Genomic DNA, 13,024 nt, shown 5'->3' with positions numbered 1-13,024 from the left:
GCCTGGTTGCGTAAGGGGCTTTGAAACTATTTTCATTTTTCATGTGAGGTAAACCCGAGTGACATCCGTGTAGTGGTGAAAGTGCGATTCATTCGCATCCGCAGCATTTCTACACACAGGTCACGAGCAATGAAGTCCAGGGCAAAATCGGCGGCAGGCGGTTCGGTTAAACAGTGGTTTGGCGCTTCTGCGCTGGCCGTTTCGGTGTTGGCCTTATTGCCGTTGAGCGTGGCGTGCGCCGCGCAGGCCAGCGAGCAACACCGCGCGCTGTTCAGCTTCAGCATCGCCGCCAAACCCTTGCCCCAGGCCTTGAGCGACTTCAGCCGCGTCACCGGCATCAGCGTGGTTTATACCGATGAAGCGCCCTACGGTCTCAGCGCACCGGCCATCAACGGCGAGATGAGTGCCGAGCAAGCCATGCAGCGCTTGTTGAGCAAATCCGGTTTCACCTTCCGCCAGACCGACGCCCACACGCTGGCCCTTGAACCACAACCCACCGAAGGCGCGCTGAATCTCGGTGCAACCACCATCACCTCGGCGGTCGAGCAACCGATGAGCTATCAGCCGCCGTCCACCACCTCAGTGGCACGTTCCTCGGCCTCGCTCCAGGAAATCCCCCAGACCATCAACGTGATCCCGGCCCAGGTGCTGCGTGACCAGGTGCCGCGCAACCTGGACGATGCGCTGGCCAATGTCAGCGGCATCACTCAGGGCAATACCTTGGGCAGCACCCAGGATTCGGTGATGACTCGCGGTTTCGGTGACAACCGCAACGGCTCGATCATGCGTGACGGCATGCCGATCGTGCAGGGCCGTGGCTTGAACGCCTCGGTGGATCGGGTTGAAGTCCTGAAGGGGMCCGCCTCGTTGCTCTATGGCATTCAGGACCCGGGCGGCGTGGTGAACACGGTCAGCAAAAAGCCCGAACTGACGCAATACAACGCCTTGACCGTACGTGGCTCGAGCTATGGCAACGGCAAGAACGGCAGCGGTGGCAGCCTCGACAGCACCGGGCCACTGGGCGACTCCGGACTGGCCTACCGAATGGTGCTGGACCACGAAGATGAAGACTACTGGCGCAATTTCGGCACCCATCGCGAGACGTTGATCGCGCCGTCCCTGGCCTGGTTCGGCGAAAGCACCAAGTTGTTGTTCGCCTACGAGCACCGCGAGTTCCTCGCTCCGTTCGACCGTGGCACGGCCATTGACCCGCGTACCAATCATCCATTGGACATCCCGCGTGGCCGTCGCCTCGACGAACCGTTCAACAACATGGAAGGCCGTTCGGACCTGTACCATTTCGAAGCCGACCACGAGCTCAACGACAACTGGAAAGCCCACTTCGGTTACAGCTGGAACCGCGAAACCTACGACGCCAGCCAGGTTCGCATCACCGCCATCGACCCGAAAAAAGGCACGTTGACCCGCAGCATGGACGGCACCCAGGGCGCCCTGACCACCGACCGTTTCACCACCGCCAGCCTCGAAGGCAAGGTCGATGTGGCTGGCATGCAACACGATCTGGTGTTCGGTGTGGATGACGAATACCGCAAGATCTACCGCGCCGACCTGATCCGCCAGAAGAGCCTGTTCCCGTCCTTCAGCTATCTGGACCCGGTCTACGGTCRTGAAGTGGCTGGCACCACGGTCAGCGCTGCAGACAGCAATCAGACCGATCTGCTGCGCAGCGATTCGGTCTTTCTACAGGACTCGATCCACCTGAACGACCAGTGGATTCTGGTGGCCGGTGGGCGCTTCCAGGAGTACGACCAGTACGCCGGCAAGGGCCGTCCGTTCAAGGCCAACACCGACAGCAACGGCCAGAAGTGGGTGCCGCGCGCCGGCCTGGTGTATCGCTACACCGATGAGCTGTCGTTCTACGGCAGTTACACCGAATCCTTCAAACCGAATTCGACCATTGCGCCATTGAGCGGCAGCTCGCCGAAGACCCGACCTACAAAGGCAAACGACTGCAAAACGTGGCGAAAAACACCGGCTCGCTGTCGGCGGTCTATGACTTCGGCACTATCGTCGGTGGCGACCAGTTGCGGGTCGGCGCAGGCGCCCGGTATGTCGGCGAACGGGCCGGTAACGCGGTGAACGACTTCGACCTGCCGAGCTACACCGTGGCCGATGCCTTCGCCACCTACGACACCAAGCTCGACGGGCAGAAGGTCAAGTTCCAGCTCAACGTGAAAAACCTCTTCGACCGCACCTACTACACCTCGGCCGTCAACCGGTTCTTTGTGTCGATGGGCGATTCGCGCCAGGTGTCGTTGTCGAGCACCCTGGAGTTCTGATGAAAGCTAGCCGACCGCTCACTACGGTTTGGCAGCGAAAACTCTTGTCGCGTTGGCGACAAGAGTATTGAGTGTCAGCGAGAGGTGGGCACAGGTCTATCCATGTCCCACACATTGATTGTTCCGGTTGCTTTGGCAATTGTGCTTTGACCTTCTGATTCACGCCATATGGAAAAATCAAAAACAGCTTCGAATATCCCTTCCGTGGACTGATAGGTAATGTAGATCGAAAAAAAACGCGGCTACTGTTAAATGCGGGTTGCTGTTCAATCGTCGCGATCAAGGAGCCCGATGCAAAATGATCCGGGGGCGGAAATAACAGATTTTGTTGGGGCGTCGTAGATTTTGGACATGTCATGAAACTCCTGAGGTTGAGTCCGAAGTCTCCGATTTATTTATCAATTCTGCTACTGTCAGAATTAACAGGTATTCAATTGTTTTTATGTTTTTCGAAATTAAAGAAATTTAATATAAACGAATGCAATAGTGCCTAACGCAAAAACGCCTGGCGATACTCGCCGGGCGTGCCCTGCATGGCCTGACGAAAGCGATTGGTGAAATGACTGGCGCTGGCAAAGCCGCAGGCCAGCGCAATCTCACCGAGCGGCTGTGAGGTGTTGCGCAGCAGATGCCGGGCGTGAGCCAGGCGGCGGGCCAACAGGTATTGATGCGGTGGCAGGCCGAAGCTTTCGCGAAACATCCGTGCGAAGTGGTACTCCGACAAGGCGCACAAGCCGGCCAACTGGCCGAGGCTGATCGGTTCGGCCAATTGCTGGTCGATGTACTCGATCAGCTGTCGACGCTGATGTGCCGCCAGCCCACCCTTGAGGCGCAAACCCTGGCGCAGGCCGACCTGGCTGAGCAGTGTGTGGCTGAGCATTTCATGCGCGAGGCTACTGGTCAGCAGGCGTTCGCCGGGTTCGTCCCAGTTCAATTCAATCAACTGACGGAAACGCAGGGCCTGCACCGGGTCTTCGAGAAAGGTGCTTTCCTGCAATTGCAGCTCACGCGGTTCACGGTCGAGCAGGGTGACGCAGCCGAGGGCAAATTGCTCGGGGCTGAAGTACAGGTGAGCCAGGCGGATTCCACCGTTGATCACCCAGGCCGACTGATGCTCGGCGGGCAGGATGCAGAGTTTGTCCGGGCCGCCCTTGGTGCCGGGCTGTTCGCGGCGAAAGGTCCCGGTGCCACCGGCGATGTAGCAGGAGAGGGTGTGATGACCGGGCGCTTCATAGTCCTGGGCGTCGTGATGGTTGCTCCACAGGGCTGCAGCCATGCCGTCACCGAGCTCGGCGCTGTGCTCAAGGCGAGCATTCGGCGAGCGGTTGAGGGCTTGAAAGACTTGCAGGGTTTCCAGTGCGGGCATGATCGGCTCTCTCCAACGCCTTGCATCCTACTCCGTCGCCTCGAGGCTGCCAGCCCGTCGCCTGACAAAAGCGCAAGTTTATGCAAGCGCACGGCCTGCCTCGAGAACAGACTGAAGACCATCTTCAGGAGTTGCCGACATGAACCTCTCGCTATACCTGCTAACGGTGCTGATCTGGGGCACCACCTGGATCGCCTTGAAATTGCAACTGGGGGTGGTGGCGATTCCGGTGTCGATCGTTTATCGCTTTGGCCTGGCATCGCTGGTGCTGTTCGTGATGTTACTGCTCAGCCGACGCCTGCAAGTGATGAACCGGCGTGGGCACTTGATCTGCCTGGCCCAGGGGTTGTGCCTGTTCTGCATCAATTTCATGTGCTTCCYCACCGCCAGCCAGTGGATTCCCAGCGGTCTGGTCGCCGTGGTGTTCTCCACCGCCACGCTGTGGAATGCGCTGAATGCGCGGGTGTTCTTCGGTCAGAAAGTGGCCCGCAATGTGCTGATGGGCGGTGCGCTGGGGTTGATCGGGCTGGGCTTGTTGTTCTGGCCGGAACTGGTCGGCCATACCGCCAGCCCGCAAACCTTGCTTGGCCTGGGTMTGGCGTTGCTGGGCACACTGTGTTTCTCGGCTGGCAACATGCTCTCGAGCCTGCAACAGAAAGCCGGTCTCAAGCCGCTGACCACCAATGCCTGGGGTATGGCCTATGGCGCTGCGATGCTGTCGATGTACTGCCTGGTCAAAGGTATTCCTTTCGACATCGAATGGAACACGCGATACATCGGCTCGTTGTTGTACCTGGTGATTCCGGGCTCGGTGATTGGCTTCACCGCGTACCTGACCCTGGTTGGGCGCATGGGCCCTGAACGTGCGGCGTATTGCACGGTGCTGTTCCCGGTGGTGGCATTGAACGTGTCGGCCTTTGCCGAAGGCTATCAATGGACTACACCGGCTTTGGCCGGGTTGGTGCTGGTCATGTTGGGGAACGTGTTGGTGTTTCGCAAACCCAAGGCACGGGTGGCGGTGGGAAGTGGCAAGTTGGCGTGATCGATAAAGTTGCACTTTGCCCGATCAGGTTCATGCCGACGGCGGTTGTTAATGATCGGTCTTCAGTGACAGATAAATAAGCGCCGTCATCATGTAACCGATAATGCTTCGGGTCCAGGCCATGGCATTCCACTCTGCGGAAGAGTCCATGTCAAACCATTCATTGGCGATCACTTGTATGCAGAAGTAATACACGAAAATACCGATCATCAAACCGACAATTCCGTATTTCTTTGCCTCGTGGAATTCCTTGCGCGGCGCATTGAGTTTTGTGTAAAGCTGATAGGCCCCCAATAAACAACAGGCGGTGTAGGTTGTCTCCAGGGTGATGATCATCCAGTAGATCCTATGGTGCAGCATGGGGGAGGTGATGGCGCGATAGCGTAGGGCGTCGTTGGGTCGGGTCGTGTCCATGCTGAGAATATGGCCAACAAATTCGTAGTTGGAGGCGTAGTCAGTCACATTGCTGAATACAACCAGCAGGCCAAATCCTCCCGCCATTAAAACCAGGGCCAACTTACTGCGCCTGATCAGGCAGGCCGTCGTGAAATTTATCATGGTGCGTACTCTCCATATCCGGGTCCTGCACTGTGCAGGCAATTGGGGCAGGAGTTTATAACGCGGAAAAAATGGCGGGCAGAGGACTGAATTGCAAGTTGTGTCGCAAGGTAAGTTGTACTGCCTAATCGCAAGCAGAGTATCAGGCTTGACTGTTTTTTATTAATTGTGTTGTCGCTGTGCACTGGACGTTTAAACAACCGGCACGCCTTGATAGGCGTGCCTGTCCGTTGATCAACCCTTCCACACCTGCGGATTCACCAGATCCCGCGGCCGTTCGCCCAACAAGGCGCTGCGCAAGTTGGCCAAGGCACGGTGGGCCATGGCTTCGCGGGTTTCATGGGTGGCCGAGCCGATGTGTGGCAAGGTCACGGCGTTCTTCAGCTGGAACAGCGGCGACTCGGCCAGGGGCTCCTTCTCGTAGACATCCAGCCCCGCCCCGCGAATCCGGTTGTTCTGCAAGGCCTCGATCAGCGCCGGTTCATCGACCACCGGGCCACGGGAAATATTCACCAGAATCGCGCTGGGCTTCATCAGCGCCAGTTCGCGGTGGCTGATCAGGTGCCGGGTCTTGTCGCTGAGTGGCACCACCAGGCAAACGAAATCGGCTTCGGCCAGCAATTGATCAAGGCTGCGAAATTGCGCGCCGAGTTCTTGTTCAAGCTGGGGCTTGCGACTGTTGCCGCTGTACAGAATCGGCATGTTGAAGCCCAGGCGACCGCGTCGGGCGATGGCCGCGCCGATGTTGCCCATGCCGACGATGCCCAGGGTCTTGCCATGCACATCGCAACCAAACAGCGGCGCCCCGACCGTGGCCTGCCATTGCCCGGCCTTGGTCCAGGCGTCCAGCTCGGCGACACGTCGGGCGCTGCTCATCAGCAAGGCGAAGGCCAGGTCGGCGGTGCTTTCGGTCAGCACGTCCGGGGTGTTGGTGAGCATGATCCCGCGTTCGTTGAAGTAGGCCAGGTCGTAGTTGTCGTAGCCGACCGAGACGCTGGATACCACTTCGAGTTTGCTGGCGTTCTCCAATTGGGCCCGACCAAGCTTGCGACCGACGCCGATCAAGCCGTGTGCGTGGGGCAGGGCTTCGTTGAACTGGGCATTGATGTCACCCAGCTTGGGGTTGGGCACGATCACCTCGAAGTCGTGTCGCAAGGACTCGACCATTTCGGGCGAGACACGGCTGAAGGCAAGTACGGTCTTTTTCATCGCAGGAAGGCTCGTCAGGCGGAGGAGAATGCCAAGCACGCTAACATTCTCTGACGGGTTTTTGCGAGAGCCACAGGCTGTGGGCGAACACAACCCTGTGGCGAGGGAGCTTGCTCCCGCTCGGCTGCGCAGCAGTCGTCAGCCTTCCAATCTCGATTTGCCTGAGTTAGCTCATTGACATGATTGCGAGCGCTGCGCACTCGAGCGGGAGCAAGCTCCCTCGCCACACTGGAGCGCGTCAATCCTTAGAGTCAATTGGCCACCCGTGCCCCGCCCAGACTCCCACTCAACTCATACGCCGCCAATTCAGCCTGATGCGCCGCGAGAATCTCCGGCAGCGAGCCGCGCAGGTACTCGACCCAGGTCTTGATCTTCGCATCCAGGTACTGGCGCGACGGGTAGATGGCGTACAGGTTCAGCTCTTGCGAGCGGTAGTTGGGCATGACCCGCACCAGACTGCCGTTGCGCAGACTTTCGATGGCGGCGTAGACCGGTAGCACACCAATGCCCATGCCGCTGATGATMGCGGTTTTCATGGCGTCGGCGGAGTTCACCAGAAACGGTGAGCTGTTGATGGTGACCATTTCCTGGCCTTCCGGGCCGTCGAACAGCCACTTTTCCAGCGGAATCACCGGGCTGACCAGGCGCAGGCAGGCGTGATTCAGCAGGTCGCTGGGCTTCTGCGCGCAGCCGTTGGCTTTTACATAAGCAGGTGACGCACAAACGATGCTGTAGGTGATGCCCAGCCGTTGCGAGACGAAACCCGAGTCCGGCAGTTCGCTGGCCAGCACGATCGATACGTCGTAGCCCTCGTCCAGCAAGTCCGGTACGCGGTTGGCCATGGTCAGGTCGAAAGTCACGTCCGGGTGGGACTTGCGATAGCGGGCGATGGCATCGATCACGAAGTGCTGACCGATCCCGGTCATGGTGTGCACCTTGAGTTGCCCGGCCGGGCGCGCATGGGCGTCGCTGGCCTCGGCTTCGGCTTCTTCGACATAGGTGAGGATCTGCTCGCAGCGCAGTAAATAACGTTTACCGGCCTCGGTCAGGGCGATGCGGCGGGTAGTGCGGTTGAGCAAACGGGTTTGCAGGTGGGCTTCCAGGTTGGAGACCGCGCGCGAGACGTTGGCTGTCGTGGTATCGAGCTGCACGGCAGCGGCGGTGAAGCTGCCGGCTTCGGCGACACAGCTGAAGGCGCGCATGTTTTGCAAAGTGTCCATGGGGTGCTCTCGGGTGCGATGACAAATTGTGACACGAAGTTACGGAATGCTGTGACCCCGACCAAGGGATTATCTCGTTAACGGTAACAAAGATTCACAGGAATCCCGGCTTATCGCCGCACAGGCCCACCCCTAAAATTGCGYCGTTACTGGTGTGTGGGAGCGAGCCCGCTCGCGATGGCATCGGTGTGGTGTACCTGATGCACCAAGGTGTTTGCATCGCGAGCAGGCTCGCTCCCACAAATAAGTCAGTGTCTACAAGACCTCGTACCTCCCCCTACTTCCAGGAATTTTCAGCAGTGCCGCGTCGCATCAGCAGAGAGTTGAAGACTCTCAGTGTTTGGGCTTTATCGTTAGCAATCAGCGGCTGCGTCGGAACCGGAGGTATTGCCCCACAGGGCAAGGCATTCGATGCCAATACATTGGCCACCGACGAGGCCATCCAGAGCGCCGCCAAGGATGCTCACTGGCCCACCGCGCAATGGTGGCAGGCCTATGGCGACCCGCAACTCAATCACTGGATCGACCTCGCCGTGCAAGGCAGCCCGAGCATGGCCATGGCCGCCGCCCGTGTGCGTCAGGCCAAATCCATGGCCGGTGTTGCCGAGTCGGCCGAGGCATTGCAGGTCAATGGTCAATCCACGCTCAAACGTCATAACTGGCCGACCGATCAGTTCTACGGTCCGGGTGAGCTGGCCAATACCACCACCTGGGACAACAACGCCGCCCTCGGCTTCAGCTACGCCCTCGACCTTTGGGGCCGCGAAAGCAATGCCACCGAACGCGCCGTCGACATGGCCCACATGAGCGCAGCCGAAGCGCGCATGGCTCAGCTCGAATTGCAGAACAACGTGGTCCGCGCCTACATCCAGCTGTCGCTGCATTACGCGCAGCGGGACATCGTGGCCGCGACGCTCAAGCAGCAACAGCAGATTCTCGACCTCGCGCAAAAGCGTCTGGACGGCGGCATCGGCACCCATTTCGAAGTCAGCCAGGCCCAAACCCCGTTGCCGGAAACCCATCGGCAACTGGACGCGCTGGATGAAGAAATCGCCCTGAGCCGCAATCAACTCGCCGCACTGGCGGGCAAAGGTCCAGGGGAGGGCGCACAGTTGCAGCGCCCGACGCTGTCCCTTGGCACCGCCCTGAAACTGCCCTCGGCATTGCCCGCGCAGTTGCTTGGCCAACGCCCGGACGTGGTCGCCAGTCGCTGGCAAGTCGCGGCTCAGGCGCGCGGGATCGACGTGGCGCACGCCGGCTTCTACCCCAACGTCGATCTGGTCGGCAGCCTTGGTTACATGGCCACCGGCGGAGGGGCGCTGGAGTTCCTGACCGGCAAAAAGCTCAACTACAACGTCGGGCCGGCGATCTCCTTGCCGATCTTCGACGGTGGGCGTTTGCGCTCGGAACTGGGCGAAGCCTCGGCCGGCTATGACATCGCCGTGGCCAAGTACAACCAGACCCTGGTCGATGCGCTCAAAAGCATCTCCGATCAGTTGATCCGCCGCGAGTCCATGGACAAGCAGCAAGCCTTCGCTGCCGAATCGGTGGCCACTGCACAGAAAACCTACGACATCGCGATGATCGCCTACCAGCGCGGGCTCACCGATTACCTGAATGTGCTGAATGCCCAGAGCCTGTTGTTCAAGCAGCAGCAAGTGCAACAACAGGTTCAGGCTGCGCGTTTGAGTGCCCATGCTGAACTGGTCACTGCCCTTGGTGGCGGGCTCGACGCCGGTAACGACGTGCCGCCAGACAGTAAAGTCCAGGCGCCGAAAACCCCGGCTCTTCTCAAGAGCATCGTGAATTGAACACAAACCCTGTGGGAGCGGGCTTGCTCGCGAAAGCAGTGTGTCAGGCGACAAAAATGCTGACTGACACTCCCTCATCGCGAGCAGGCTCGCTCCCACAGGTCCCGCATCGACCAATGAGCAGGACTTCATGACTCCCTTGCCYGCACCTTTGCGCTGGCTGTATTCCCTTGARTGGCGCCGGGGTTTYTTCGACTGGGCRCGCAGYGATGGCGTGACCTGGGTCTACATCTTCAAGGTGCTGATCGCCGCGTTCCTGACCCTCTGGCTGGCCATGCGCCTGGAATTGCCGCAACCGCGCACGGCGATGATCACCGTGTTCATCGTCATGCAGCCGCAGAGCGGTCAGGTGTTCGCCAAGAGCTTCTATCGCTTCCTCGGTACGCTGGCTGGCTCGGCGGTGATGGTCGCGCTGATTGCCTTGTTCGCCCAGAACACCGAACTGTTTCTCGGCTCGCTGGCGATCTGGGTCGGCATCTGCACGGCCGGTGCCGCGCGTTATCGCAACTTCCGCGCTTATGGTTTTGTGCTCGCCGGTTACACCGCAGCGATGGTCGGCTTGCCGGCGCTGGCGCACCCGGATGGCGCGTTCATGGCGGCGGTCTGGCGGGTGCTGGAAATCTCGCTGGGGATTCTCTGCTCGACCCTGGTCAGCGCCGCGATTCTCCCGCAAACCGCCAGCGCCGCGATGCGCAATGCCTTGTATCAGCGCTTCGGGGTGTTCGCACTGTTTGTCACCGATGGCTTGCGCGGGCGCAGCCAACGCGAGGCATTCGAAGCCGGCAACGTGCGCTTTATCGCCGAAGCCGTGGGCCTGGAAGGCTTGCGCAGTGTCACCGTGTTCGAAGACCCGCACATGCGTCGGCGCAATGGTCGGCTCAGTCGGCTGAACAGCGAGTTCATGGGCATCACCACTCGGTTTAACGCCTTGCACCAATTGCTCGAACGCTTGCGCAGCAGCGGCACCGAACAGGTGGTGGCGGCGATCAAACCGGGGTTGCAGGACCTCGCCGAAGTGCTCGATGGCTTCTCGGGGCGCGCGTTGACGCATGCCGATGCAGCGCGTCTGGCGGCGCAATTGGCCGCCTATAAAGAAGGGCTGCCGGCGCGGGTGCGCAGCTTGCGGGCGAGCTTTCAGCAGAGCGAACCGAGCGACGCCGAGCTACTGGATTTCCACACCGCGTACGAACTGCTCTACCGCTTCGTCGACGAAGTGCACAGTTATGCACAGACCCACGCCTCGCTGGCCGAACACCGCCACGAACGCGAGCAATGGGATGAGCCCTACACCCCGAAAACCAACTGGCTGGCCTCGGCTGCGGCGGGCATACGGGCGTCGTTCATTCTGATTGTGCTGGGCAGTTACTGGGTCGCCACCGCGTGGCCGAGCGGAGCGACCATGACCTTGATCGCTGCTGCCACGGTCGGTCTCTCGGCGGCCACGCCAAACCCCAAGCGCATGGCGTTCCAGATGGCCTGCGGGACATTGCTTGGGGCGCTGATCGGCTTCGTCGAGATGTTTTTCATCTTCCCGTGGATCGACGGTTTCCCCCTGTTGTGCGTGATGCTGGCGCCGGTGATCGTGCTCGGTTCGTTTCTCACCTCACGGCCGCAGTACGCCGGTGTCGGCCTGGGTTTGCTGATCTTTTTCAGCACCGGTTCAGTACCGGACAACCTGACGGTCTACAACCCTTACACCTTCATCAACGACTACATCGCCATGGTCATGGGCATGCTGGTGTGCGCGGCGGCGGGGGCGATCATCCTGCCGCCCAACAGTCGCTGGTTGTGGCGGCGTCTGGAGCAGGACTTGCGCGGGCAAGTGGTGTTCGCCATCAGCGGCAAGCTCAAGGGGCTGGCGTCGGGTTTTGAAAGCAGCACCCGCGATCTGGTGCACCAGGCTTATGGCCTGGCCACCGGACAGCCTAAGGTGCAACGCGATCTGCTGCGCTGGATGTTCGTGGTGCTGGAAGTCGGCCACGCGATCATCGAGTTGCGCAAGGAACAGGCGATCCTCCCGGTGCACCCGGCGTATGCCGAAACCCAACCGTGGCGCCAGGCGATCCGGGTCATGGGCCGCTCGCTGGTGCGGCTGTTTCTGCAACCGAACCAGAGCAATCTGGAGCGCAGCCTGGTGGCGGTCGACCACGCCATCAGCCGCGTCCAGGCCACCGACGAACCGTTCGCCCCGCACTTCGACACCTCGGCCCTGCGCCGGGTGAAGAGCTACCTGCATTTCATCCGCACTTCGTTGCTCGATCCGCAATCGCCGCTGGCAGCGCTCGCGGCCGCTAAAGGACCTGACCATGCCTCGTGAAATCGCCTTCCACGGCGTGTACATGCCGACCATGACCCTGATGTTTTTCATCGCTGCGGCAGTGGCCTGGGCGCTCGACCGGTTTTTGTCCGGGTTTGATCTGTACCGCTTCTTCTGGCACCCGGCGCTGCTGCGCCTGAGCCTCTTCACCTGTTTGTTCGGCGCCCTTGCGCTGACTGTTTATCCTTGAGACCGATTCGATGAAAAAGCTCTTCAGTCTGCTCGCGACCTTGTTGGTACTGGCCCTCGCGCTGTGGATCGGCCGGACTCTTTGGGTGCATTACATGGACACCCCGTGGACCCGCGATGGCCGGGTCCGCGCCGACATCATCAACGTTGCCGCCGACGTCACCGGCGAAGTGGTCGACGTACCGGTGCGTGACAACCAGTTGGTAAAAAAGGGCGACCTGCTGATGCAGATCGACCCCGAGCACTACCAGATCGCGGTGAAACAGGCGCAGTCGCTGGTGGCTTCGCGCAAAGCCACCTGGGAGATGCGCAAGGTCAATGCACATCGCCGCGCCGACCTCGACAACCTGGTGATCTCCAAGGAAAACCGCGACGACGCCAGCAACATCGCCGACTCGGCGCTGGCCGATTACCAACAGGCCCAGGCTCAGCTGGAAGCGGCAGAGTTGAACCTCAAACGCACCAAAGTGCTGGCGGCAGTGGACGGTTATGTCACCAACCTCAACGTCCATCGCGGCGACTATGCGCGCATCGGCGAAGCGAAAATGGCCGTGGTCGACATGAACTCGTTCTGGGTCTACGGCTTCTTCGAAGAAACCAAGCTGCCGCATGTGAAGGTCGGCGATAAGGCCGACATGCAATTGATGAGCGGCGAAGTACTCAAGGGCCATGTCGAAAGCATTTCGCGCGGCATCTACGACCGCGACAACCCGGAAAGCCGCGAGCTGATCGCCGACGTGAACCCGACCTTTAACTGGGTGCGTTTGGCACAACGGGTGCCGGTGCGGATTCACATCGATGAGGTGCCGGACGGGGTGCTGTTGGCGGCGGGGATTACTTGTACGGTTGTGGTCAATCAGACTATTCAGCAATAGCGCCTGAGCTGAAACGACAAAACCCGCCAGCCTTGTGAAAAGGCGGCGGGTTTTGTTCGGGTAGGCACCTACACAATGAACGATAACGCTGTCTACCTGACGAGCCCCAAGCTTGTCTACCTGACGAGCCCCAAGCT

9 protein-coding genes and 1 pseudogene are annotated in these 13,024 nt (G+C 60.1%); 6 read left to right on the top strand and 4 right to left on the bottom strand.

Annotated elements, in window-relative coordinates; genetic code table 11:
* Positions 1-129: 129 nt before the first annotated feature.
* Positions 130-2,300, top strand: a pseudogene (locus AC1DH9_RS12270) (TonB-dependent siderophore receptor).
* A gap of 490 nt (positions 2,301-2,790) precedes the next feature.
* Here AC1DH9_RS12270 and AC1DH9_RS12265 read toward each other — a convergent pair.
* Positions 2,791-3,666 (bottom strand): helix-turn-helix domain-containing protein, encoded by an 876-nt coding sequence (locus AC1DH9_RS12265; protein WP_427544270.1) that lies wholly within the window; start codon positions 3,664-3,666, stop codon positions 2,791-2,793.
* 139 nt (positions 3,667-3,805) lie between these two features.
* Between AC1DH9_RS12265 and AC1DH9_RS12260 the strand changes: the two genes are divergently transcribed.
* A complete protein-coding gene (locus tag AC1DH9_RS12260; RefSeq protein WP_477808233.1) occupies positions 3,806-4,708 on the top strand; it encodes a DMT family transporter in 903 nt (300 codons plus the stop codon).
* 48 nt (positions 4,709-4,756) lie between these two features.
* Here the strand turns inward: AC1DH9_RS12260 and AC1DH9_RS12255 are convergent, their stop codons facing one another.
* The 3 genes from AC1DH9_RS12255 to AC1DH9_RS12245 form a co-directional block, all read right to left on the bottom strand.
* On the bottom strand, positions 4,757-5,266 hold the full coding sequence (locus AC1DH9_RS12255) for a DUF2165 family protein (protein ID WP_427544267.1): 510 nt from the start codon (positions 5,264-5,266) through the stop codon (positions 4,757-4,759).
* Positions 5,267-5,500: 234 nt separating this feature from the next.
* A complete protein-coding gene (locus AC1DH9_RS12250) occupies positions 5,501-6,475 on the bottom strand; it encodes a 2-hydroxyacid dehydrogenase (RefSeq protein WP_427533709.1) in 975 nt (324 codons plus the stop codon).
* Between the two features lie 251 nt (positions 6,476-6,726).
* Positions 6,727-7,695: a LysR family transcriptional regulator gene (locus AC1DH9_RS12245; protein WP_427544264.1), complete on the bottom strand. Its 969-nt coding sequence runs from the start codon at positions 7,693-7,695 to the stop codon at positions 6,727-6,729.
* 299 nt (positions 7,696-7,994) lie between these two features.
* Between AC1DH9_RS12245 and AC1DH9_RS12240 the strand changes: the two genes are divergently transcribed.
* The 4 genes from AC1DH9_RS12240 (at position 7,995) to AC1DH9_RS12225 (ending at position 12,887) form a co-directional block, all read left to right on the top strand.
* Positions 7,995-9,506: an efflux transporter outer membrane subunit gene (locus AC1DH9_RS12240; protein ID WP_427544261.1), complete on the top strand. Its 1,512-nt coding sequence runs from the start codon at positions 7,995-7,997 to the stop codon at positions 9,504-9,506.
* 130 nt (positions 9,507-9,636) lie between these two features.
* On the top strand, positions 9,637-11,823 hold the full coding sequence (locus tag AC1DH9_RS12235; RefSeq protein ID WP_427544258.1) for an FUSC family protein: 2,187 nt from the start codon (positions 9,637-9,639) through the stop codon (positions 11,821-11,823).
* On the top strand, positions 11,813-12,013 hold the full coding sequence (locus tag AC1DH9_RS12230; RefSeq protein WP_019691945.1) for a DUF1656 domain-containing protein: 201 nt from the start codon (positions 11,813-11,815) through the stop codon (positions 12,011-12,013). Before AC1DH9_RS12235 ends, AC1DH9_RS12230 begins: the two co-directional genes overlap by 11 nt.
* 10 nt (positions 12,014-12,023) lie before the next feature.
* Positions 12,024-12,887 (top strand): efflux RND transporter periplasmic adaptor subunit, encoded by an 864-nt coding sequence (locus AC1DH9_RS12225; RefSeq protein ID WP_427544256.1) that lies wholly within the window; start codon positions 12,024-12,026, stop codon positions 12,885-12,887.
* Positions 12,888-13,024 lie beyond the last annotated feature (137 nt).

Source organism: Pseudomonas sp. 05T35 (assembly GCF_056396605.1).
The sequence above is the reverse complement of the archived record's forward strand: the minus strand, read 5'-3'. Positions and strand labels throughout refer to the sequence as shown.